Source organism: Nocardia alni (assembly GCF_019038435.1).
Taxonomy (GTDB): domain Bacteria; phylum Actinomycetota; class Actinomycetes; order Mycobacteriales; family Mycobacteriaceae; genus Nocardia; species Nocardia alni.
Genome location: NZ_JAGPOX010000052.1, coordinates 1 through 22,998 on the forward strand (window position 1 = coordinate 1; position 22,998 = coordinate 22,998).

23 protein-coding genes are annotated in these 22,998 nt (G+C 68.3%); 11 read left to right on the forward strand and 12 right to left on the reverse strand.

Features of this window, described 5'->3' with window-relative positions:
- On the forward strand, nucleotides 1-308 hold a 308-nt coding region (locus JZ791_RS20560), incomplete at its 5' end, for a hypothetical protein (protein WP_216896790.1).
- 223 nt (nucleotides 309-531) lie between these two features.
- Nucleotides 532-1,116: a 2OG-Fe(II) oxygenase gene (locus JZ791_RS20565; RefSeq protein WP_216896791.1), complete on the forward strand. Its 585-nt coding sequence runs from the start codon at nucleotides 532-534 to the stop codon at nucleotides 1,114-1,116.
- 95 nt (nucleotides 1,117-1,211) lie between these two features.
- Here JZ791_RS20565 and JZ791_RS20570 read toward each other — a convergent pair whose 3' ends face one another.
- The 5 genes from JZ791_RS20570 to JZ791_RS20590 form a co-directional block, all read right to left on the reverse strand.
- A complete protein-coding gene (locus JZ791_RS20570) occupies nucleotides 1,212-2,033 on the reverse strand; it encodes an alpha/beta fold hydrolase (RefSeq protein ID WP_216896792.1) in 822 nt (273 codons plus the stop codon).
- A 17-nt stretch (nucleotides 2,034-2,050) separates the two neighbouring features.
- Nucleotides 2,051-2,677, reverse strand: coding sequence for a DUF1707 SHOCT-like domain-containing protein (locus JZ791_RS20575; protein ID WP_216896836.1), 627 nt, complete (start codon nucleotides 2,675-2,677; stop codon nucleotides 2,051-2,053).
- 92 nt (nucleotides 2,678-2,769) lie between these two features.
- Nucleotides 2,770-3,438 (reverse strand): response regulator, encoded by a 669-nt coding sequence (locus tag JZ791_RS20580; RefSeq protein WP_216896793.1) that lies wholly within the window; start codon nucleotides 3,436-3,438, stop codon nucleotides 2,770-2,772.
- Nucleotides 3,428-4,684, reverse strand: coding sequence for a MacS family sensor histidine kinase (gene macS, locus JZ791_RS20585; RefSeq protein ID WP_254206024.1), 1,257 nt, complete (start codon nucleotides 4,682-4,684; stop codon nucleotides 3,428-3,430). Before macS ends, JZ791_RS20580 begins: the two co-directional genes overlap by 11 nt.
- Before the next feature lie 129 nt (nucleotides 4,685-4,813).
- Nucleotides 4,814-6,097 carry an AI-2E family transporter gene (locus tag JZ791_RS20590; protein WP_216896838.1) on the reverse strand — a complete coding sequence of 428 codons (1,284 nt, stop codon included), beginning with the start codon at nucleotides 6,095-6,097 and terminating at the stop codon, nucleotides 4,814-4,816.
- 175 nt (nucleotides 6,098-6,272) lie between these two features.
- On the opposite strand from JZ791_RS20590, the gene JZ791_RS20595 reads away from it, so the two are divergent.
- From JZ791_RS20595 to JZ791_RS20605, 3 genes are read left to right on the forward strand one after another with little or no spacing between them, the layout of a single operon-like run.
- Nucleotides 6,273-7,877 carry an adenylate/guanylate cyclase domain-containing protein gene (locus tag JZ791_RS20595; RefSeq protein WP_216896839.1) on the forward strand — a complete coding sequence of 535 codons (1,605 nt, stop codon included), beginning with the start codon at nucleotides 6,273-6,275 and terminating at the stop codon, nucleotides 7,875-7,877.
- A gap of 5 nt (nucleotides 7,878-7,882) precedes the next feature.
- Nucleotides 7,883-9,112 (forward strand): lysylphosphatidylglycerol synthase transmembrane domain-containing protein, encoded by a 1,230-nt coding sequence (locus JZ791_RS20600; protein ID WP_216896794.1) that lies wholly within the window; start codon nucleotides 7,883-7,885, stop codon nucleotides 9,110-9,112.
- 49 nt (nucleotides 9,113-9,161) lie between these two features.
- Nucleotides 9,162-9,569, forward strand: a complete 408-nt coding sequence (locus JZ791_RS20605) for a DUF3054 domain-containing protein (protein ID WP_216896846.1) — start codon at nucleotides 9,162-9,164, stop codon at nucleotides 9,567-9,569.
- Nucleotides 9,570-9,587: 18 nt separating this feature from the next.
- Here JZ791_RS20605 and JZ791_RS20610 read toward each other — a convergent pair whose 3' ends face one another.
- Nucleotides 9,588-11,267 (reverse strand): NTF2-like N-terminal transpeptidase domain-containing protein, encoded by a 1,680-nt coding sequence (locus JZ791_RS20610; RefSeq protein ID WP_216896795.1) that lies wholly within the window; start codon nucleotides 11,265-11,267, stop codon nucleotides 9,588-9,590.
- A gap of 280 nt (nucleotides 11,268-11,547) precedes the next feature.
- Between JZ791_RS20610 and abmR the strand changes: the two genes are divergently transcribed.
- The 3 genes from abmR to JZ791_RS20625 all read left to right on the forward strand — a co-directional run bounded on the left by abmR (nucleotide 11,548) and on the right by JZ791_RS20625 (nucleotide 13,723).
- Nucleotides 11,548-12,150, forward strand: coding sequence for an ATP-binding transcription factor AbmR (abmR, locus tag JZ791_RS20615; protein WP_216896796.1), 603 nt, complete (start codon nucleotides 11,548-11,550; stop codon nucleotides 12,148-12,150).
- A gap of 28 nt (nucleotides 12,151-12,178) precedes the next feature.
- Nucleotides 12,179-12,607: a type II 3-dehydroquinate dehydratase gene (aroQ, locus tag JZ791_RS20620; RefSeq protein ID WP_216896797.1), complete on the forward strand. Its 429-nt coding sequence runs from the start codon at nucleotides 12,179-12,181 to the stop codon at nucleotides 12,605-12,607.
- A gap of 117 nt (nucleotides 12,608-12,724) precedes the next feature.
- Entirely contained in the window at nucleotides 12,725-13,723 is a 999-nt protein-coding gene (locus JZ791_RS20625; RefSeq protein WP_254206025.1) for an alpha/beta hydrolase, read from the forward strand.
- A gap of 1 nt (nucleotide 13,724) precedes the next feature.
- Here the strand turns inward: JZ791_RS20625 and JZ791_RS20630 are convergent, their stop codons facing one another.
- The gene (locus JZ791_RS20630; protein ID WP_216896798.1) at nucleotides 13,725-15,284 is read right to left on the reverse strand and encodes an alpha/beta fold hydrolase; all 1,560 of its coding nucleotides are present in this window, start codon (nucleotides 15,282-15,284) and stop codon (nucleotides 13,725-13,727) included.
- 81 nt (nucleotides 15,285-15,365) lie between these two features.
- Complete coding sequence (locus tag JZ791_RS20635) at nucleotides 15,366-16,127, reverse strand: lysophospholipid acyltransferase family protein (RefSeq protein ID WP_216896799.1); 762 nt, start codon at nucleotides 16,125-16,127, stop codon at nucleotides 15,366-15,368.
- 112 nt (nucleotides 16,128-16,239) lie between these two features.
- Here JZ791_RS20635 and JZ791_RS20640 point away from each other — a divergent pair, with 112 nt between their 5' ends.
- From JZ791_RS20640 to JZ791_RS20650, 3 genes are all read left to right on the forward strand, one after another.
- Entirely contained in the window at nucleotides 16,240-16,854 is a 615-nt protein-coding gene (locus JZ791_RS20640) for a YqgE/AlgH family protein (protein ID WP_216896800.1), read from the forward strand.
- A 138-nt stretch (nucleotides 16,855-16,992) separates the two neighbouring features.
- Complete coding sequence (locus JZ791_RS20645; RefSeq protein WP_216896841.1) at nucleotides 16,993-17,508, forward strand: sigma-70 family RNA polymerase sigma factor; 516 nt, start codon at nucleotides 16,993-16,995, stop codon at nucleotides 17,506-17,508.
- Nucleotides 17,505-18,251, forward strand: a complete 747-nt coding sequence (locus JZ791_RS20650; protein ID WP_308163008.1) for an anti-sigma factor family protein — start codon at nucleotides 17,505-17,507, stop codon at nucleotides 18,249-18,251. Before JZ791_RS20645 ends, JZ791_RS20650 begins: the two co-directional genes overlap by 4 nt.
- A gap of 142 nt (nucleotides 18,252-18,393) precedes the next feature.
- Here the strand turns inward: JZ791_RS20650 and JZ791_RS20655 are convergent, their stop codons facing one another.
- From JZ791_RS20655 to JZ791_RS20670, 4 genes are read right to left on the reverse strand one after another with little or no spacing between them, the layout of a single operon-like run.
- Nucleotides 18,394-19,533 (reverse strand): aminotransferase class I/II-fold pyridoxal phosphate-dependent enzyme, encoded by a 1,140-nt coding sequence (locus tag JZ791_RS20655; RefSeq protein WP_216896801.1) that lies wholly within the window; start codon nucleotides 19,531-19,533, stop codon nucleotides 18,394-18,396.
- A complete protein-coding gene (locus JZ791_RS20660; RefSeq protein ID WP_216896802.1) occupies nucleotides 19,530-20,576 on the reverse strand; it encodes a 3-oxoacyl-ACP synthase III family protein in 1,047 nt (348 codons plus the stop codon). The genes JZ791_RS20655 and JZ791_RS20660 overlap by 4 nt, the downstream gene beginning before the upstream one ends.
- 11 nt (nucleotides 20,577-20,587) lie before the next feature.
- Nucleotides 20,588-21,247 carry an SRPBCC family protein gene (locus JZ791_RS20665; protein ID WP_216896803.1) on the reverse strand — a complete coding sequence of 220 codons (660 nt, stop codon included), beginning with the start codon at nucleotides 21,245-21,247 and terminating at the stop codon, nucleotides 20,588-20,590.
- Nucleotides 21,248-21,259: 12 nt separating this feature from the next.
- Nucleotides 21,260-22,891, reverse strand: a complete 1,632-nt coding sequence (locus JZ791_RS20670) for a thiamine pyrophosphate-binding protein (protein WP_216896804.1) — start codon at nucleotides 22,889-22,891, stop codon at nucleotides 21,260-21,262.
- Between the last annotated feature and the right edge of the window lie 107 nt (nucleotides 22,892-22,998).

Here is a 22,998-nt window from a genome sequence, read left to right on the forward strand (position 1 = left end):
AGCCCACACTCCCGATCGCGAGCCGCCCGGTGCAGAAGCGCACCACACAGCCGCCGACGCCGCCGGCCGAGGCGAACTCACCGGCCGTCCCGTCCGCCCCCGCCGAGCAGTCCGCACCCACTCCCGACGCGGCCCCGGGCGAACCGGTACAGGACGCGAACCGCAGCAGCATCGAGCAGTGGATGGCCGACCTGCGCTCCTCGCGCCGCCGCTCCCCCGGCGCCGACCCGGACGAGGGCAAGCATCACGACAGCGGCAACCGCACCGTCAGCGTGAACGAGTTGCTCCGCCGCCAGAACCGGGACTAGAGAACTCCGGCCAACGGCGCGAGATACACCCGATACGGCCGGACGTTCGATCTACCGGCATCGCATATTGAACAGGCGCGCAGGCGAAGGGCTCGGGTACTATCGCGACCGTGGTGGCGCATGGTGCGACCGTGCCGGGCCAGCATCGGTCCAGGTGTCCGGGAGGTTGTCGATCGTGAATGTCGTTCGCCCGACAGGTATTATCCGCGAACCTTTCAGGCACATGATCGTGGAACGCCTCTGGGATGACGCGGTCCTGCGCGGGGTGTTGTCGGAGTTCCCGGAGCCGGATGACGATCGCTGGTGGCGTTACAACGACAACCAGCGTGAGGTGAAGCTGGAAGGCGGCTCTGACCTCTGGGGTCAGCGAACGCAAGAGTTCGTCGAGTCGATTGTGGCGCGCGGTCCCGAGTTCGCGGCCGCCTTCGGTCTACCGGAACTACATCTGCGTACCGAAGGCGCCGGATATCACCAGATCGAACCCGGCGGAAAGCTTGCGGTGCATGCCGATTTCAATCGGAGTCGCGAGGGGCTGTATCGCAGGCTCAATGTGATCGTGTACCTCAACGAGGACTGGACCGACGCCGATGGCGGACATCTGCATCTGGTCGCCCCCGCCGGCCACATCACCAGGGTCCTGCCGCAGTTCAATCGGACGGTCATATTCGAGACCTCCAGCACGTCGTTCCACGGACATCCCGTGCCACTGCCGGGACCGCGCTCGCGCCGGAGTTTCGCGTCCTACTTCTTCACCGTCGAGAAGCCGGACAACTATGTGGAGGAGCACGGTACCCGCTGGCACGGATGAGCCCGGGAGCCGGCAGGTGCCGACCGGAAATCAGGGCCGCGCACAGCGTGTCGCCACAGATCCTCGACCGATCCGCCTGGGCGATACACCCGGGATCAGGGGGATGGTGTGCCGGTAAGGTCGGCGGCGCGGGCGATGCCGGCTCGGATCTGCGCGGCGACCAGCCCCGGGGCCTCGAGCATGGGGACGTGGCCGACATCGGGCAGGGTGCGGAATTCGATATCGGACACGCTCGCGACGCGGTCGGTCAGGCGCGGCGGCAGCACGCGATCGTGCTCGCAGAGCAGGACGGTGACCGGGACGTCGATCTCGGCCAGACGGGTGAATCCCTGTGCGAGAGCGGGATCCTCGGCCAGGTCGTCGACGATGTGGCAGTGTGCGGGCGCGGCGGCATTGGCGGTGGCCAGCCCGTGCGGCACCGCGGCGGGCCGGTGCGCCAGCAGCGGTATGACCAGGCTGCGCACCATCGCCGGAGCCGCGGACCCCGCGCCGATGCCGATCACCGGGCCGAAGGCGCGATACTTGCGCACCAGTTGCTGTGCGGCCTTGGCGTCGGATTCCCACAGGCCCCCGGGCGCGATCACGGTCACCGACCGGGCGCGACCGCGCGCCGCCAATTCCAGTGCCAGCCAGCCGCCGAGCGAATTGCCCACCAGATGTGCGGCGGACCAGCCGTTTTCGTCGAGGGTGGCGGCCGCGAAATCGGCCAGCGCGGCGAAGGTCGCGGGCCTGCTCACCCCGGGACCACCCCAGTGGCCCGGCAGGGTCGGCGCGAAAACCTCGTGATCACCGGATAATTCGTCGAGCACCGCACCCCAGGACTGCCAGGTGAGCAGCAATCCGTGCAGCAGCAGCACCGGTTCGCCCCGGCCGGAGCGGTAGTACGGTTCCGGCTCGACCGCCGTGCGCTGCACCATGGGGTGACCTTACCGGGTCAGAACCCGGCCATCAGGCGACGCCACTGCATGGCGAACGGCGCCTTGGCGGTGACCGATCCGAACCGCACCCGGCCGTGCACGACCAGATGCAGCGGTCCGATGGGCGGCCCGGTGCGCACCTTGTTGTTCGCGGTGGAGCCGATCAGCTCCAGACCGTTGAGATCGGCGGTCGCCGCCTGCGGCAGGATCAGGGTCAGGGAGGAGCAGACGTCGTTCATCCGCAGCTCCACGACCTGGGTGGACATCATGGCCTGGGTGAAGTCCAACGTCACGTTCGACATGTGGTTGTGCAGGTACAGCGACGGCGGAACCATCCAGGGGCCCCGGCGGGTGACCGAGGACATCCGGGAACGGATGGTGTTTCCTGGCTCGGCGGCGCCCCCGGGATGACGCGGCGGCTTCGGGTACGGCGGCGGCGCCGGATTCGGCTGGCCGACCAGCCGCATACCCGGCAGGTCGATGAGCACGGCGTTCAGTTCCCCCCGGGTCTTCGCCGCCAGCGCGGTATCCATCCGCTCGGTGAACTCGCCGAGCGACAGCATGCCCAAGCCCACCGCGCGCTGCAACAGCATCCCGACATGTTCGCGCTCGGCATCGGAGACCCGCAGATTCCGATCACCCACCACCCCCACGGGCGTTTCACCAGCCATGACATCGAGGCTACCGACGGGCCGCGCGCCGCACATCAGGGCAATCCCTGATCTCCCGCACCGGCTTACTCCAGCCCCTGTTCGATGGCGTAGCGAGTGAGCTCCACGCGGTTGACGAGCTGGAGTTTGCGCAGGGTGGCCTGAACGTGATTCTCCACCGTGCGGTGGCTCAGGGTCAGGCGGGTGGCGATCTGCTTGGCGGACAGGCCCTTGGCCACCAGGCGCAGCACCTCGGTCTCGCGATCGGTGAGCGCGGGGCGCTGCGGCGCGTCCCGGTCGACCGGCGCGTTGGCGATGCGGCGGTATTCGCCGAGCACCAGCCCCGCCAGGCCGGGGGTGAAGACGGTCTGACCGGCGGCGGTGGCCCGGACGGCGGCGATCAGCTCGGCCGCCGAGGCGCTCTTGACCAGATATCCGGTGGCCCCGGACTTGATCGCCTCCAGCACATCGGACCGCTCGGCCGAGGCCGACAACACCAGCACCCGGCTGCGCGGGGACACCCGCAGGATGTGGGCCGTCGCGCCGGCGCCACTGCCGTCGGGCAGCATCATGTCCATCAGCACCACATCCGGCCGCGCCGCCGCAGCGCGGCGGATGGCCGAGGCGACATCCTCCGCGGTCGCGATGACCTCGAACCCCGCCTCGGTCAGATCGCGCGACACACCCTCGCGCCACATCGGGTGGTCGTCCACCACCATCACCGAGATGCTCGCGGGTACAGCATCATCCGACATATCCCCACCTCCCGTCCGGGCCTCGGGGCACCCGGAATTCCCATTCGGTCCCATCGTCGGTGCGCAGCTCCGCGACGCCGCCCAGGGCGGCGATCCGCCCGACGATGGATCGCGACACGCCCATCCTGCCCTCGGCGGCGGCCTCGGCCAGCCGCCCGGCCGGAATGCCCGGGCCGTCGTCGCGCACGCTGACGATCAGTTCCTTGCCGATATCTTCCAGCAGCACATAGGTTTTCACCTCGGGGCCGCCGTGCAGCGCGGCGTTGGACAGTGCCGCGGCCGCCGCGGCGGCGAGTTCACGGCCCATCCGGCGCGAAACCGGCACCGGATGACCGGGCACCGACACCACGACCGACGGCGTGGCCTGCACGGTCAGCAGCGGACGCAGATCCTGCTGTGCCGCATCGGAACCCGGTTCGGCCAGCGGATCGAGGTCGCCCTGTTCGGTGAGCAGCACCCGCAGCGCGACCTCCTGTTCGCTGGCACGCTGCGCCAATTCGGTCGTCGCACCGCCGATCTCGGTGCCGCGCCGCTTGATGTAGCTGAGTACCTGAAGCACGCCGTCGTGCACCTCCCGCGACAGCCGCTCCCGTTCGCGGGTCGCGGCGGTCAGCTGCACCGCACGCTGCAACTGGTGCTGCGCGCCGCGGGCGGCATTGGCGGCCAGGCCGAGCGCCAGGCCGACCGACACCAGCATCGGCGCGGTGGCGTCGGTGTACAGACCCACATCCCACTGCGCGCGAACCGCGATGCTCACCAGTGCGATCCCGATACCCGACAGCACGCCGCCCACCGGACCGGTCAGCACCGCGGCGCCGATCACCACATTGGCCGCCCACATGGTCGTCGGGATGGTCTGGTGCTTGTGATACCAAGCGTGATCGGAGACCAGACGGGTCGAGGCCATCAATGCGATCACCATCAGGTGGTCGGCGATCACCACGACGGTGCGCAACCGCGTGATGTGCTCATATCGCCACTGCGACAGCAGAATCGCCGAGACCACCGACCAGAGGACCAGGACCGCGATCAGGATCCAGCTCAGGGGCCGATGGTGATAGTAGGGCGCCGAGGCGACCTGCTGCCCTACCGCGTACAACACGGTGACCACGCGAAACGCCTGGGCCGCCCGCCACAGCGGTGCGGTGGCGACGGCAGCGGGCGAGGGTTCGGCGAGCGCTTCATCGCCCGTGGGGATCCCGCCGCGCCACAACGCCGCGAGCATTCGCGGTGTCATGCGGCGCATCCGGCCCCACCGTCGCTTCCGAGATCCACGCCCTGCTGCCGTTTCCCTGCTGCCTCGCCCACTGCGGACATCCACCACGATGACAGGGGACCTCCCGCGGTGCACGGGATTTATCGCCGGAGGCTCAGCCTAACTCTGACCCGGATCGACCGGGCTGTCAGCGGAATCCTGTGCGGAATCGGCTGGACTCGCGCCGGATTCGCCCGTCGCGGCGGGCGGTTCGGGCATGTTGTAGCGGCTCGGGTCCGGCGAGTCTGGTTCGGCGTGATACATCGGCTGCCCCGATTCCCCGCTGTGCAGCTCCTGGTACACCTCCTGTGGATCACCGGCCAGCAGCGAGTGGATGGCGGTATTCATCACCGCGGCGAACGGAACCGCCAGCAGACCGCCGACCAGGCCGTACAGCACCACCCCCGTGGTGATCGAGAGCACCACCGCCAGCGGATGGATGCGCACCGCGCGCCCCAGCAGCAACGGTTGCAGCACATGACTTTCCAACTGCATCACCGCGATCGTGATGCCCAGCACGATCAGCGCGGTGACCAGCCCCTTGGTCATCAGCGCCAGGAATACCGCGATGGAACCGGCCAGCAGCGACCCGATAATCGGGATGAACGCGCCGATGAACACCAGCGTGCCTAGCGGAAGCGCCAGCGGCACCGACAGGATCGCCAGGCCCGTGCCTATGCCGATGGCGTCCACCGCGGCCACCACCACGGTCGCGCGGACGAATCCGATCAGCGTCCCGAAACCCAACCGCCCGGCGATGCGCACCCGATCGCGCTGCGGCGTCGGCACGATCCTGGTGACGAACTGCCAGATCTGATCGCCGCCGTACAGGAAGAAGATCAGGATGAACATGGTCAGGAACGCGCCGGTGAGGAATTCACCAACGGCGGCGGCGGTGGACAACGCCCCGGAGGTCAGCGCGGACTGGTTCTTCTCCAGCGTCTGGACGATCCTGTTGCCGTAATTCTGGATCTGGTCGTTGCTCAGGTGCAACGGGCCGTTGATCAGCCAGTTCTGCACGGTATGGATGCTGGTCTTGAATTCGTCGACAAGTTGCGGGACGCCGGTGATGAACTGCTCGATGACGAAGGTGAACACCCCGGCGATCACCCCGATGGAGCCGACCATGGCCACTAATACGCCCAGCGCCCGCGGCAGTCCCAGCCGTTGCAGCAGATCCACCAGCGGCGAGAGCAGCGCCGCGATCAGCAGCGCGATCGCGACCGGGATCACCACGGTCGCCAGGCGGCGCGACAGGTATCCGACGACCACCACCGTCAGCACGAGGATCAGCAGCCGCCAGCACCATTCGGCGCCGACCCGCACATACGGATGCACAGAGTCGGCCGCGGTCCGGCCCGCCTTCGCGCTACGGCGTGCCCGGGCGCTCGTCTCTCCGGGCATCCCCTGGCCTGAACCCACGTCGGTCACGCGGCGAGCCTAACCGGCCCAGCCGTCTCGGGCACGTGTCAGGCGTTGTGAGGTTGACAGCCACAGCCGGGAGCACAACCGTACAACCCACCGCGCGAACGATAGATTGGTCATCGTGTCAGCGCCTCTGGAAGCGGTCAAACAGACCATGCGAACGCGCTGGCCGCTGTACCTGGCATCGATGCTGGCGGCCAACGCCTTCGGCGCCATCCTGGTCTATGCCTTCATCCAGTACGGTCTGCCCGCACCCGAGGGCTCGCCCAACGGGGTGCGCCGCACCGGCCTGCTGATTCCGCTGCTGGTCTTCGTGATCGGCGGCGTGCTGAGCCTGGCCGCGTCGGCGCTGATGTTGCGCCCGGTGATGCGCTGGCAGGTGCGCGGTGGCCCGCCGAGCCGCCAGGAGCAGATGGCCGCACTGCACGCCCCGCTGCGCCAGGCCATCGTCCACCTGGCGTTATGGCTGGTCGGCGGCGCGGTGCTGGCCGCGTCGATCATCGTCGACACGCCGAGGCTGGCGGGCGCGGTGATCGTCACCGAATGTATGGCCGCCACCATCGTGTTCGGCTTCACCTACATGCTGGGCGAGCGGATCCTGCGCCCGGTCGCCGCGCACGCGCTGTCCACGGGCACCTTCGATCACACCCTCACCCCCGGAGTCGGCACCCGCATGGCGATGACCTGGGGCATGGGCACGTTCGCGCCGGTCATCGCCATCGTGCTGCTGTGTGTCACGCAGATCACCTCGCAGGTGCACTTCTCGGCGCGCTCGCTGGCGATATCCATCCTGCTGCTGTGCGGTGTGGTCATCATGCAGGCGCTGGCGCTGTCCATGCTGACCGCCACCAGCATCACCGATCCGGTGCGTCAGCTGTCCCGGGCCATCGACCGGGTGCAGGGCGGTGCGCACGATGTGCAGGTCGAGGTATTCGACGGTTCGGAGATCGGGCTGCTGCAGGTCGGTTTCAACCGGATGATGGAGGAGGCCGCCCAGCGCCGCGAACTGCAGGAGCTGTTCGGCCAGCATGTGGGCGAGGAGGTCGCCCGGCGCGCGCTGCAGTACGGCACCGAACTGGGCGGTGAGACCCGGTTCGTTGCGGTGTTGTTCGTGGATATGGTCGGTTCCACCGCGACGGCGGCCGAGCGCCCGCCGACCGAGGTGGTGAGCCTGCTCAACGAGTTCTTCCGGATCGTCGTCGATGTCATCGACCGGCACAACGGCCTGATCAACAAGTTCGTCGGCGACGCCGCGCTGGCCATCTTCGGCGCGCCGCTGGATCGTCCCGACGCGCCGACCGCGGCCCTGGCGGCCGCGCGCGACCTGCGCGAGGCGCTACGGCAGGTGCCCGGATTGGATATCGGCATCGGCGTGTCGGCCGGACTGGCCGTCGCCGGGAATATCGGTGCGGCGAATCGCTTCGAGTACACGGTGATCGGCGATCCGGTCAACGAGGCCTCGCGCCTGACCGAACTGGCCAAGGACCGCCCGGAGCGGGTGCTGACCTCGGGTAGCGCACTGTATTTCGCGGACCTCGGCGAACAGCGGCTCTGGGAAACCGGTAACGAGGTGCAGTTGCGGGGACGCCGGCGCAAGACGCGGCTGGCCTGGCCCAAGACCGGCAGCAGGGAGACCGGCGCCGCCGCGGGTCATGGCACAGCGCGACTGGCCAAGCCCGACGGACAGCAGGATACTGGTGAGGAAACCGCTACTGTCTCCGACGGCCCTTCTGCCGGCGATACCCACTCATTAGGCTGACCACTGTGACGGCCCATGGCGAACTAGCCGGTGATCCCGCACCGCCCTCGGCATCGGGTCGGCGCGGCCGGTTCTGGTGGCTGAAGTGGGTGGGCGGCATCGCGATATCCGCACTACTGATCGGCGAGGGCGCCTACCTCTGGCCGCATCTGCACGAGACCTGGCGCAGCCTGGCCCATATCCAGTGGGGCTGGGCCGTGGTGTGCGTCGTGATGGCGGCGGCCTCGATGAGCGGATTCGGCCGCATCCAGAAGCAGTTGATGCACGCCGGTGGGGTAACGGTCAGTCAGCGCCGCTCGGTGCTGGTCGTATACGGCGCGACCGCGATGTCGGTGACGCTGCCCGCCGGGCCGGTGTTCTCCACGGCGTTCACCTATCGCCAGACCCGGCGCTGGGGCGCGAGCCCGATCGTGGCCTCCTGGCAGCTGGTGATCTCGGGCGTGGTGGCGGCGGTCGGCATGGTGCTGCTCGGCCTCGGCGGGGCGGTGCTGATCGGCGACCGGGTCGGGCTGTGGAAGGTGGGCCTGTCACTCGGCGCGCTGGTGCTGCTGGTCGTGGCGGGGAATTACACCTCGGGCAATCCCGGCTCGCTGCGGGCGATCCTGCGCGGGGTCCTGCGCCTGGTCAACCGGATACGGCGGCACCCCGCCGACACCGGGATGGACCGGGTCGAGGAGATCCTGCACCAGCTGGAGGCGGTGGATCTGGGCCGTCGCGACGCCGGGCTGGTCGGGGTCTGGGCGCTGGTCCATCGTTTCGGCGATGTGGCGTGCCTGACGGCGGCCTGCTACGCGGTCGGCACGCATCCGCGATTCGCCGCGCTGATGGTCGTGTTCAGCGTCGGAAAGGCCGTGGGCACCATTCCGTTCGCACCCGGTGGAATCGTCTATGTCGACGCCACCCTGATCTACGCCCTGACCGCCGTGGCGGGCCTGCCCGCCGCGCAGGCGGTCGCCGTCGCCGGGCTGTACCGGCTGGTCAGCTTCGTACTGGTGGCGATCGTCGGATGGATCGTGTTCGCGTTCCTGTTCCGCGGCACGCAGGCCGGGGATGCGGAGCTGGAGCAGGAGTTCGAAGAACGCTCGGCGCTGCGCAGCGAGCAACGACCGCGCGGTGAGGTCCGGGCGCCGTCGGACGAATCGGAAGCTCCCGGCGCACCGGGCGCCGACCAGCCCGCCCGCGAGCACGACGAGTCCGATCCGGACCAGCAGCGACCCGAAACATCGGCCGGCTGACCGAGCGGCCGCACACCCGGCCGGACGCACTGCCACTACCCTTACCGGGGTGAAGAAACTGCTGCCGTTCGTGATCGACGCCCTGCTGGTGATCGTGTTCTGCCTGATCGGGCGCCGCAGCCATCACGAGGCGGTGATCACCGGATTGTTCCGCACGCTATGGCCGTTCGCCCTCGGGCTCATCCTGGGCTGGGCCGTGGCGGTGGCGGACTTCACTCGCCGCGACACCAACCGCACCGAGTCGGGCCGCCACCAATTCGGCCCCGTCCTGACCAATTTCGACGCGCGACCACTCTGGCCCGCCGGTGTGACGATCTGGCTGTGCACCGTGCTCGGCGGCATGGCGCTGCGGGTGATGGCCGGGCAGGGCATCGCATTCACCTTCGTGCTGGTCGCACTGGCGGTGCTGGCACTGTTTCTGCTCGGCTGGCGCGCGGCCTGGAAGGCGTTGAGCTGACTGGCCTCAGCCACCCCGTCAGCTGTCGGGGGTCGCGAACGACTGCAGCATGCGGGTGGCCATCCGCGCGGTCGCGTTGCCACTGTCGATGCCCTCGATGTGGATCGCGAACGCCAGATCGCCCATATTCCCGATCAGCCAGCCGTCGTTGCCGGCGGTCGCGGCGAACGCGTTGACCCCCGCGTAGTGGCGCAGGCTCGCCAGATCCGGGCCGTCGGCGGCCGAATCACGCAGCATGGCCTGCAATTTGTTCAGCACCGGCCCGGGCAGCGGGCTCAGCTGGGCCTCGGTGGTCGCGGGACGGCCGATCTCGATCATCGGCGGGGCCACCGAACCGCGCACGATGGTGGCCGCGGCGATGGCCATGCCGAACGGGCTGGCCAGGATCGGATCGCTGCCGCCCTGGTTGACCTGTTCGAAGCCGCGTCCGGCGATCGGCAGCTTGCCGGTGGTCTCGTCCAGCCCCGGGACCTTGAATCCGATCCCGACGCCGAGCTTGGCGGCCGCCTCGGCCGCGTCCTGGACGGAAACGTCCTGCGGCGCCTTGTTCTTCGTGATCGCCGCGGCGGCCTTGAACAGGTCCATATTCGAACCCGCCGGATACGCGGTGGTGAACGCGGGTGAGCCCTGCGTACTGGCCTGGTTGTTCTGCGCCGCGGCGACGACCGCGCCGGTGGACGGCTGAATCGCCACGATCGAGGCGGCGGTGCCGACGCTGACCACCGCGTCCTCGGCGGCGCGCTGCAGCTTCTGGTCCATGGTGGCGGCGATATCCGGGCCGGGCGGACCCTGCGTTCCCGCGAGCTGGCTGATCAACGCGCCGTCCGGGCCGAAAAGCTGCACACCCCAGCCGGAGTGCGCGTCGCGGTCGTCCTGCCAGACCTTCTGGTAGGCATCGGTCAGCGGCGACCAGACGCGGCGATCCGCCACGACCAGCTCCGGATGCTTCTCCATCACCACGCCCGGTACCGCCGCCAGCGCCGGCTGCAGGATCGCGAAATCGTCGTCCCGCAGGGAAACCGCGACGATCGGCTTGCCCTGTGCGGTCGACACTTGCTGCATCAGCGAGGGTCCGGTGATCAGCGGGGCCACCGGCGAGATGGCGGCGGCCAGGCCGTTGGCGGAGGCCACCAGGTTGGTGGTCTTGGACGGATCGAGCTTGATGACGTTGATCGTCTGTTCGGTCATCAGCGGCGCGCCGACGCTGTCATCGACCTTCGGGTCCGGGGTGGGGTAGGTGCGGACCAGTTTGACCGAGCGGGTGCTGTCCATCTGCGGCAGCACCAGGGTCGGATCCCAGGAGATGCGCCAGCCGATCGCCAGCTTGCGAATGCTGCCCTGAAGATCGAAGGACCAGTCCTTGCCCTTGCCGAAGTTCCAGTCCCCTTTCAGGTCGAACATGCCCGAAGTCGCGTCCAGGCCGATGTACTGGGCGACCTGGTAATCGGGTTTGCCAGGATTGAGCCCGTCGAACATCTGCTGCAGGGTGGCCTTGGCGCCGCTGGGATATGAGGTCAGATCCGCGGCATCGGTGGCATTCTTGTCGTCCAGCAGCTGGGTGAATCGATCGACGATGGACTGGGGGTCGGTCGGGGTGTTGTGCATCCCGCACGACCCGATCGTGATCGCCAGGACCGCAGCCCCGACTAGTGCCGCTGCGCTCTTGACGCGAAGGCGGCGGGGTCCCCACACATCCATATGGCCCACTCTTCACTCTTGTCACTCCAGCAACAAGACCAACCGTACCCGACAGAAACTTTCCGCGACGCCGTCCGGACGCCGCCCGCATTCTCCATGCTCAGCGACAACAATAGTGCCCGATTCATGACATCCGTAGCACCGCCCACTGAATCGTCGGCCGTGTTCATCGAATGCTCGGCCCAAGCTTGTTCTCCACCAGCGGAATTCACCGGACCATTTTCAGCGTAATCTTGTAATCAGTGTTACATCACATTCGATGCAAGTGAGGTATAAGCCCATGAGACATACACATGGAGGCCACGGGTTCGGGCGCCCGGGTGGCTGGCAACAGGCCGACCTACCCGACGCCGCCGACGCTCCCGACTGGTTCGCCGGAAGATTGCCGAATGACTGGTTCAGCGGTGCGCCGAGCATAGAGATCGACCGCGACGAGATCGTCGTGGTCGGCGCGCTGCCGACGTCGAGCGCTCCGGTCGACGCCGAGCAACCGGCCGACGCCGAGGCGCCCGCCACCGAAGTCCCGCGCGCCACACAGGAGGGTCTGGTCGCCCGCTTCCGCGAGACGACCCGCCCGGCCCGCATGCAGATAGCCCAGGAGGCACAGGCCCGCTTCGGCCGCACCGTCTCCTGGGGAGTGCAGGTCGGCGAGGAACGAATCCTGTTCACCCATCAGGCCGTTCCGGTGATGACCCGGCTACGCCAGCCCGAACGCAAGGTGCTCGACACCCTGGTCGACGCCGGCGTGGCCCGCTCCCGCTCGGACGCGCTGGCCTGGACGGTGAAGCTGGCCGGTAAGCACGCCGAGGAATGGTTGGCCGAGTTGCGCACTGCCATGACCAAGGTCGACGACCTGCGTGCCGAGGGGCCACGCGGGTTGTAGGTCATCGGCGCCCGATAGGGTGTCCGGCATGGCACCGATTCTCGTGCTCAACGGCCCGAATCTGAACATGCTGGGCACCCGCCAACCCGAGGTGTACGGCTCGGACACCCTGGACGACGTGGTTGCGCTGTGCCGCGAGACCGCGGGCCGTTTCGACCGCGAGATCGTTGCGTACCAGTCGAATTCCGAGGGCGCGATCATCGACCGGATCCATGCCGCCCGCGGCGCCGAATCGGCCATCGTCATCAATCCCGGCGGCCTGACCCACACCTCGGTCGCCCTGCGCGACGCCCTGGTCATCCCCGAGGTGCCGATCGTGGAGGTGCACATCTCGAATGTGCACGCCCGCGAGGAGTTCCGCCACCACTCGTACGTCTCCCCCATCGCCACCGCGGTCATCGCCGGTCTGGGCATCCAGGGCTACGCCGCGGCCGTCGAATTCCTCTGCGCCCGCTGAGTTTTCCGTACCTCCCGTCACGACTACTCCCGTTCCGCGGGAGATCTCCCGCAAATTCCGCTTTCCCCCATAGCAACTCGTGTTTCCCCGCGAGTTCTACGGGAATAGGTAGGAAATATGTTGGGTGTGGTGATGCGGTCCGGGGACCGGCTGGTCGCTCGCGAGTGGCTGTGGAAGACCGGAGCCGCCGTGGTGGCGGCCATGCTGGTGTCGTCGTTCGGCGAGGTGGCGGCCGAGGCCGCGCCCGTTCACCCGATGCGATCGCGTGCTCCGTCGGGACGCTTCCAGGAGTTGCTCGTCCCATCCAGCATGGGGCCGATCAAAGTTCAGGTGCAGTTCGCCGCGCACGGCGGGAGTTCGGCGCTGTACCTGCTCGACGGGCTGCGGGCGCCGGCCGACCACAGCGAGTGGGTGAGCGACACCGACGCGCTGCGCCAATTCGCGGGCGACAACGTCACAGTGGTGTTCCCGGTCGGCGGCCATTCCAGCTTCTACACCGACTGGTACCGGCCCAGCAGCACCAACCATCAGACGTTCACCTACAGGTGGGAAACCTTCCTGACCCGGGAGCTGCCCGCGTACCTCGCGAAATACGGCGTGTCCCGGACCGACGACGCCATCGTCGGGGCCTCGATGGGTGGAGACGCGGCCATGATCCTGGCCGCACACCACCGCAATCAGTTCAGGTTCGCCGGATCCTTCTCCGGATTCCTGAATCCCACGTATCCGCTCTGGAACGAGGGGATGCGCGCGGCCATGTGGGACGAGGGCGATTTCGACGTGGACGATATGTGGGGTCCGCCCGGGGATCCCGCGTGGAAACGCAACGACGCCGTGCTGCAGGCCGAACTGCTGCGTGGACTGCCGATGTACGTCTATTCGGGCAACGGCACACCCGGACCGCTCGACGCGCCGCACGCCGTCGGCGACACGGTGAATGCGATGGGGCTCGAGGCGATGGCGCAGACCGCGGCCGGGATCTTCCGTGACCGCCTGAAAGCCCTGAACATCCCCGCCCGGATCGACATCGAGAACGGAACCCACAGCTGGCCGTACTGGCAGCGGGCGCTCGCGACGGCGCGGCCGATGATCCTGAGCGCACTGGGCGTGCACTGAGTCAGTGCTCTCGAATCGGCGCCTGATCGGCATGGTCGATGGTGACCGCGCCGGTGCGCAGATAGGTGAGCACCGCCCGGTCGACGATCGCGTTGCCGCGGCCGAAGGTGCCGTGATCACCGCCCTCGACGGTGATCAGCGCGCCGCCCAGGTCCGCGCTCATCGCGGGCCCGCCCTCGTACGCGGTGATCGCGTCGCGGCGGCTCTGCAGCACCAGTGGCGAGGTGCGCAGGGCGGGGTGGATGATCGGCACCGGGGTGGCCACCGGATTCCAGTTGACGCAGGCCGCCCCGGAGCGGATCAGGTCGGCACGGGCGTCCAGGGCGTTGCCGCCCGAGGCGACGACGCCCGCCGCGGCGGCGAGCAGGGCCGGCCGCGCGGGCACGGCGTTCTCGTTACAGGTGATGGCGGCGAAGACATCCAGCCCGGTGACGTCGGGCGTCGCCAGATCTCGCAGTGCGCCCAGGCCCCGCGTATCGGCGGGGTCGGCGGCGGCATCGGCCATGGCGCGACCGAATTTCGGCCAGACCCTGCGGGTATAGGTCGCGACCGTGGTGGCGGCCAGCATGGGCACCTGCGCCGCCGTCCCGGCCGTGGCCAGGGTGCGGACCATATTCTGGAGCCTGCCGATCTGCTCGCGGCTGCCGTTGTATCCCGCGCGGATCGCATCGACCAGTGGCCGCGGCAGATTCCCGGGCACGTCGGCCGCGGTGGCCGGGGGTGGGGTGAGATTGGCGTACCAACCGCCGCCCTGCGCGACCACCAGCCGGACCCAGCTGCGGTACACCGCCAGCGGCGTCGCGCCGAGGTGGTACTCCCCGTCGTGGACGGCGATCCAGTCGAAAAGGTCGTTCAGGCGCTGCTTTCCGGCCAGTTGCTGCTGGGCGAACTGCTCGGTCCACACCCACGCGGGATTCACCACCGAATCCAGCACCAGCCGATCCACGCGCCGCGGGAACAGCGCGGCATACACCGCGCCCAGGTAGCTGCCGTAGGAGATACCGAGGAAGTCGATGCGGTCCAGGCCCAGCGCGTCCCGCGCGAGATCCATATCGCGCGCGGTATCGGCGGTGGTGATGGTCTGCACATATCCGGGTTGCGCCGCCTCACAGGCGGTCCGGACGGCGCCGCGATCGCTGCGCGGTCCGGTGCCGCAATCCAGCGGGGTGGACCAGCGTAATCCGCGCGGCTGCACGGCGATCCGATCGTAATGTTGGCGCAATTCCGCGAGCGTGCCCGGACCGGGCCCCGCCCAATATCCCAGGCTGTCGGCGCCGGGGCCGCCCGGATTCGCGAATATGGCGCCCAGGCGCGTACCGGTCGCACTAATACGACTGAGCATCAGATGGATGCGCGGGCCATCGGGCGAGGAATAGTCTCTCGGAACGGATATGACCGCGCACTGCGCGCCGCTGCCGGGTGCCACGGCGCCGGCCGGGCAGGCGCCGAAAACCGGCGCGGCCTCGGCGCTCGCGACACCGCCGGGTAGTCGAGCAATCAGGCACGCCGCGGTGACGAATACCGCGGTGGTCAGGTTAACGGCCGGGGCCCACCGATTCATGCGCGTCATTGTCTCTGGTCACAGACCTTTTTCCGGATCTTCAACCATCGTGACGGCGAGTTCGCCCGTCGCGCCCGGCGCTCAATAGGCCGCGACGGCGCCGTCCAGGGCGTGCTGAAGTTCGTCGCGAACCAGCCGCGCGACCTCGGCCGGACGGGCGGGCAATTCCGGCACCGGAACGCCGAAATGGAAACTGGCCGATACCGCGTCGGATTTGGTCGGTTCCACCGCCGGGTCCGCGCGCGGCCCATAACTGAGCCCGAGGGGGACCAGCACGGGGTCGGCGCCGAGTTTCATCGCCCGGAACGCGATATGCCCGACACCGCTGCCGACCGCCTGCACCCGCGCCGGATCGACGTCGTTGCACGTGCCCTCCGGAAAGATCGCGATGCCGTCCCCGCGCGCCATTCGCTCGGCGCAGATGTCGATCATTCGCTGACCGGCGGCATTCACCGCGCGCAACCCGTAGTCCTTACCGCGGAATACCGGAATTCCACCCATCATATCGATTCGGCGCCGCAGATCCGGCTCGGCGAACAACTCGTCCTTCGCCAGCACCCGGGTACGCCCGATCACCGGCCGCAGCGCGCTGCGCCATGCCGCCGCCGCGACGGTATAGGGATCCTGCTGGGACAGATGGTTGATCACGATCAGCAGCGGCCGTCGCCCGGATATCACCCTGCGTAGGCTCTCCCGCGCACCCGGCGCGTATCCGATACGGGGCCGGTATCGGCGCGCGAGAATCGCGTAGGCGCCCCATGCCTGCAACCGATGCTGGCGGTGCTCGGTGTAGAACTCGTAGACGGCGTCACTGTTTTCCAGCACAACCTCGGGCCGATCCATGCAGTCACCCTAGAACCCGCGCCGCCACCGGGCCATTCGATCACCAAGGGTAAAAGTTTCATCCGTGAGAATTAACGCAGCGGTTGGGGTTATGTAGTGCGATGATTGCGGGGTGGCACGCGCAGAGGAACACGGCGACCGCTCCAGACGCGAATTCCGGCACGAGGATCAGGTGGTGCGGCCCGGCTCTCTGCTGGTCTCGGCGACCGACCTGGTCGAGCCCTCGTTCCGCCGCACCGTGGTGTACATAGTGGAGCACAACGACGCCGGATCTCTCGGCGTCGTGCTGAACCGCCCCAGCGATACCGCCGTGCAGGATGTCCTGCCGCGCTGGTCCGAACTGGCCGCCTCGCCCCGCGCGCTCTATGTCGGTGGTCCGGTGAAACGCGACGCCGCGCTGTGCCTGACCACCGTCAAGGTGGGCACGGCCATCAACCGGATCTCGGGCCTGCGCCGGGTGGACGGCCGGGTGGCGCTGCTGGACCTGGACTCGGATCCGGACATGATCGCCCCGCTGGTGGAGGGCATCCGCATCTTCGCCGGATACGCCGGATGGACCTTCGGCCAGCTCGAGGGTGAACTCGATCGCGGCGACTGGATCGTGACCTCGGCGCTGCCCTCGGATCCCATCGCCCGGCGGGTGGATCTGTGGGCGCAGGTGCTGCGCCGCCAACCGCTGCCGCTGTCGTTGCTCGCCACACATCCGATCGAACTGGAACGCAACTAACCACGTATTTACCTAGTGTGGCGACTGCATCAACCAGGGCATCCGCGACCCGCCGCCTGATACGGTGAGCGCGTGGCGAGCTCACCGCGCACGTCGAGCGACGGCGCCGACACCCGCCCCAACCGGGGTGCTCCCCGAATACCGGACGGTGCGTCGCACGATCAGGCCGAGTTGCTGCGGGCCCTGTACGACCAGCATTCGACGGCCCTGTGGCGGTACACCTACAGCCTGGTCGGTGATGCCGGCCGGGCCGAGGACATTGTCCAGGAGACCCTGCTGCGGGCCTGGCAGCGGCCGAACGTGCTGGAGTCCACCGCCTCGGCGCGGGCCTGGCTGTTCACCGTCGCCCGCAACATGGCGTTCGACGAGCATCGCAGCGCCCGCCACCGGCGCGAGTTCCGTACCGACAATCCGCCTGAGCAGGCCAGCCCCGATCAGGCGGATCGGGCCCTGGACAGCTGGTTGATCGCGGACGCGTTGGCCCGGTTGAGCACGGACCACCGCGAGGTGATCGTGCGCGCGTACTACCGCGGTCTGTCGACCCAGCAGATCGCGACCGAGCTGGCCATCCCCGAGGGCACCGTCAAGTCCCGTATGCATTACGGGATGCGCGCGCTGCGCTCGGCATTACAGGAGATGGGGGTGACGAAGTGACGGAGGCGGTGGTCCCCGAGACGGGCGACGCCTACGAGATGTGGGATGCGCCGTACGTCCTCGGCGCCCTGAGCCGCGCCGAACGGCTGGAATACGAGGCGCACCTGGCGCAGTGCGCCGACTGTCAGGCGGCGGTGGCCGATCTGGCCGGACTGCCCCCACTGCTCGGCCGGGTCGACCCGGCGGTCGCGCTGGCGCTGGTGGATTCGCCCGTCGAACCGCCCGCGGAACCGCGGACCGCCGAGGCCGCCGAGCCGCCGACCGAGTTGCTGCCGCGACTGGCATCGCGTACCCGCCGGCAGCGGCGTCGCGGAGGCTGGCTCGCGTTGGGCGGTGCGGTGGCCGCGGCCGCCGCGGCGGTGGCGATCGCCGTTCCGGTGACCAACTCCCTGGGTAAGCAGCACACCGCCCCGCCGGCCGCGGAACACGTGGTGGTCGAGCGGCAGATGGATCAGGTGACCGCCTCGCCCATCACCGCGAGCGTCAAGCTGGTCGCGGTGCCCGAGGGCACCCGGGTGGAGATGTCGTGCACCTACGCGCCGTCGGTGACCGATTACACCTGGCGCGGCGCGCTGTGGGTGGTCCATACCGACGGCACGGAGGCGATGGTGGCGCAGTGGACCGCCCGCCCGGGCCAGACGCTGACCCCGGACGGCACCACCTCGGTGCCGCCGAATCAGATTCGGTCGGTCGAGATCCGGGCGGCGACGACGAATCAGCTGATGCTCAGCAGCACGTTCTGAACCGCCGCACCGGCCGTTCACGTCATTCCCGGGTGCTCGAGGGGGAATTCATCTGCCGCACCCGGGTTTGCGGTGGATCCCGGCCGCAAGCATGCCGGGAATCGGATCCGCAGGACAGTATTCGGTTGCCGGGAGGGGGCGGTCAGTTCATCGGCGTATCGGGCACTGACCGAACTGTTCGCGACCATATGCCGGTGTCCTCCAGCCGGACCGAACGGGCGAGCCGGTTCGGCGACGGTGCACTGAGCGCCCGCCGCACGGCCAGGGCGGCGGCCGGATCGCCGACGGCGATGCGGGCGCTGCCGTCGGGGTACGCCTTGGCCGCGATTCCCGCACGAGCCAGTGTCCGCGCCGTATCGGCGCCGGGCAGGTACAGGAAGTTCGCGTGACTCCTCGGAACGCGAATCCCGCTGCGGCGCAGTTCCGTTCGCAGACTCTCTCGTTCGGTGGTGATCCGCAGGATGCGTTCGCTCAGCTCGGCGCCCGCGGCATAGGACGCCGCGACGGCGGTGCTCGCGGTCTCGGGCGTGCCGAACGGCAGCTGCAACCGGCGCACCCGGCCGATCAGATCCCGGGCACCGAACGCATAGCCGATGCGCAGCCCGGCCAGCCCGTATGCCTTCGAGAAGGTGCGCAGCACAAGCAGATTCGGATATCGAGCAATCAGCTCCCGCGGATCCAGCGCGTCGCCGGCGCTCAGGAATTCCGCATACGCCTCGTCCAGGATCACCGGAATGTGCCGCGGCACGCCGAACAGGAACGCCTTGAGCTCACTGGCCCGCACCACCGTACCGGTCGGATTGTGCGGACGGCAGATCGCGACGAGCGCGGTCTGCTCCCCGATCGACCGGGCCATACCCCACAGATCCTGGCGTCCGGACGAATCCAGCGGCACCTGAACGGCTTCCAGGCCGGCCATCGCCGCCATGATCGGATAGCCGTCGAACGTGGGCGCGGCGAACACCATCTCGCGCCCCGCCCCGGACAGCGTCTGCATGATCTGCAGGATCACCCCGGTCGCCCCGGCGCCGACCACCACCCGGTCCGCGTCGACGCCGAGGTGCTCGCCGATCAGCCGGGGCAGGCGCTGCGGCAGGAATTCCGGATACCGATTCGCCTGCGTCAGCGTGTGATTCAGCGCATCCACAACCGAAGGCAGTGGCGGAAAGGGATTCTCGCTCAGGGCCAGATCGAAGCGGACCGATTCCGGCGCATGCGCGAAGACCGCATCCCGTCGGGCCGATCGCTCGCCGCGCCGCGCCGAGACCGACCCGGCGTTCATTGTGCCGCGCCCCAGCGCACCGCCGCGGCGCCGGCGAAATCACCGGCGTGCGCGAACGCCGCCAGCATGACGACCGACCCGTTGCGCAGCCGCCCTGCCCGATTCTCGATATCGAGCGTGACGGGAATGCCCGCGGCGAAGAGGTTTCCGCACCGGTCGAAGGTGTCGGGATGACGTTCGGCGGGCAGTTCCAGCGCATCGTGCCAGTTGCGCAGGAACAGCCTGTTGGGCTGATTGGTGACGAAGGTGTCGATGTCACGACCCTTCACCCCGATCCGGTCGCACACCTCCAGTGCCACCTCGGGCACCAGCCGGTTGCCGCGCGCGAACACCTTGGTGATCTTGGATTCGGTGAAGCCGACGCAGGGCTGGCCCTCGCCGGGCTCCCACCACTTGCGCTCGGAACCGGTGTTGAAGTCCATATCCCCGCCGAACTCCGGGTAGGTACGGCACTCCACGTCCAGGATCGGGGCCTGGTCGCTCTTCACCAGAAGCCCGACACCGCAACCGTCTCCGGGCACGGGCGCCTGGGCGAGCTTGCGGATGTCCGGCGTGGTGAACACCGTGCCCGCGGAGTTCTGGATCGTGACGATCAGCGCGGACCGGGCGTCGGTCGTCTGCAGGATCATGCGCGCCAGGCTCATCATGTACACGAAGGCCGCGCATCCGCTGTTCTGGATGTCCAGCACCCAGCCCGGGCGCATATCCATGTGCCGGGCCACCTCCGAACCGACGCCGACGATCGGGTTGTGCGGCAGCTGGGTGTGCGTGATCAGCACGTCGACATCGGTGATCGCGTCCATCCCGTGCCGTTCCACGAGGGGTTCGACGGCCTTGGCGACCATGTCCATGGGCGTCTCGTCGCGGCCGACATGGTGACGCGCCTTGGGCGAGCGGAACATCACGTTCTTGGCCATGCGGTCCGAGCGCATATAGGGGGTGAAGTACTCCGTGCCGACCGGATCGCCGGGCAGATAGGAGGCGACGTCGATCAGGCTGACCGGCGGAAGTGACTGCGTTGGAGTGATGCCAGTGGTGCTCATGGGCCTGCCGCTCATTTCATCCAGTCGGGTGTGATCGGCAGGCCGTGCGCGGCACGGTACTCGCAGATCGCCTTGAGGTTGTCCATCTCGAGTTGATGTCCGGCGGAGAACATGTCCCAGAAATCACCGACCCACACCGGTCGTTTCGGCGGGGCCGCCTCGGGGAACGGATTCTCGTCGTAGAACGGATGATGGCAATTCACCCACAGCACAACCGAACCCGGCTTGTCGAACACCGCCTGCGCGTCCACCACCCGCATCAGATAGATCATCCACAGGTGCTTGCCCTGGTCCCACGCGCAGTGATAGTCGACGGTCATCGCGTCGGCGTGCGCGACGGTGCGGGTGTAGATCTTCGTCTCCGGGCCCAGCCGGTCGTAGGCCAGCCACAGTCCGGGCTCGTCGGTCTCGACGAAACCGCGCAGGCTGTAGGTCCATTCCTCCAGGCATCGGGTATCGGAGAGGTATTCGAACACCTCGCGCGGCGGCGCGTCGATATATGCCTGCACCGGGCAGAACTGGCCGAATACCTGATCGTGCGGATAGACCGACCGGAGCATGTCCATGATGATCGGCGTGGTGGCCTCACGGTCGGAATTCTCGATGCGCAATATCGCCGGGATTTCCTCGGGTGGGATATCGCTGAGTGCGGGCAAGGCGCTGGTTGTCACGGGTGCCTCCTCTTATGCGGACAGGAACGGGCTGAACGGCGGTATCTCGTCGGGGTCGCATTCGACCGAAATGAATGACGGCCCGGGTGTTTTCATGCAGAACCGCAGAGCGGTGGCCAACTCGTCGATGCTCTCCGGTGAATAGGCGGGCAGCTCCGGAAACATCCCGGCCACTCCGGCGCCGATGCGCGCCGGTTGAAACCTGTTGAAACTGTATCGATCTCCGTAATACACATGCTCACGGGTGACACACATGCCGTGCGCGTTGTTGTTGAATATCACGAACGTCACCGGCAATCGATGCTCGATGGCGGTATGCACCTCCATGCCGTGCATGAAGAAGGCGCCGTCCCCGGCGACGACGAAGGTACGGCGGTCGCGGGCGAAGGCCGAGCCGATGCCCGCGCCGAACGCGTACCCCATCCCGCCCATCCCGAGCGCGACGACGAACCGGCTCTCGCGCGGCAGTCGCAAGTGGTGCACCACCGCCGCCCCGGTATTGCCCGCGTCGGCGAAGACGTCGGCGCCGGGCTCTATAGCGATGTTGAGGGTTTCGACGATATCCCGGTAGCGCAGGCCGGGACCGTCGGATTTCGGGACCGGCAGCGGCGTCAACTCCGCACGCCGGGACGAGGCCGGGGCCGACGGGACGACATCCCCCGCCAATTCCGCGAGATCCGTTGCGAGATAGGAACTGTCGGCATGAATCGTCTTCGGATACGGAGCCTGCGCCCCGATGCTGACCACCGTCGTCTGCGCGAGCGCCTGGTCCAGCCCGGCGCGGGCCGTCACCGGCAGACGCGTCCCGACCAGCAGGCACAGCGCACTGCGCCGGACCGCGTCGACGAGTTCGGGGTGGCCCATACTTCCGGCCACCCCGCAGTATCCCGGCTCGTCGCGGGGAAAGACGTCCACGGCGTCGGGAGCCACACCCACCGCGGCGTCCAGGGCCGCGGCCAGCCGCAGCAATTCGGGGCGGGCGTCGTCGCGGGCCACCTGATCGCCGGCGATGACGGTGATCTTGCCGGTGGCACGCGCGGTCTTCAGCGCCGCGGCGACGCGTTCCATCCCGGCCTCGTCACGGACCTGCCCGGTCAACGGCGGTTCGAATGCCGCCTGCCCGAGCGAGGCCTGCTGAATATCCTTGGGCAGCAACAGCACCGCCGGTCCACCCTGCCGCGCGGCGGCGATCGCCCGGGTCAGCTGCCAGGGCACCTCGTCGGCCGCGGTCACCCGCCCGCAGTAATGCGAGATCTGTCCGAAAAGCTTTGCGGCATCGAATGTTCCGGCTAATCCGCTGGTATCCTGAAATGCCCCCGCGCCCTGCTGCGCGGTCGGCGGCTGCCCGACGAGCGCCAGCACGGGCACCCGCGAGGCGAACGATTCCGCCAGTCCGGCAACGAGATTCATCGCACCGCCGCCGGATGTGGCCATCACGACCCCCAGCCCGCCGGTGACCCGGGCGTAGCCGTCGGCCATGGTGGCGGCGGAGAATTCATGTTTGGCCACCACCCCGGTGAGCTGGGGAAACTCGGCGATCGCGTCGTAGAGATCCTCGATATTGGCCCCGTCGACCCCGAAGACGTGGTGCACACCGAGGGTTTCGATGGCCCGCACCAGGTAGTCCACCACTCTCGCGGACATCGGCGCTCCTTCCTGCGAGGACATCGGCGCGGCGACAACCGCACCTGATCCGAAATACGAGGAACTCGTTCCGAAGGTTCAGTTGTTTCCTGATGGAAGGTTCCGCG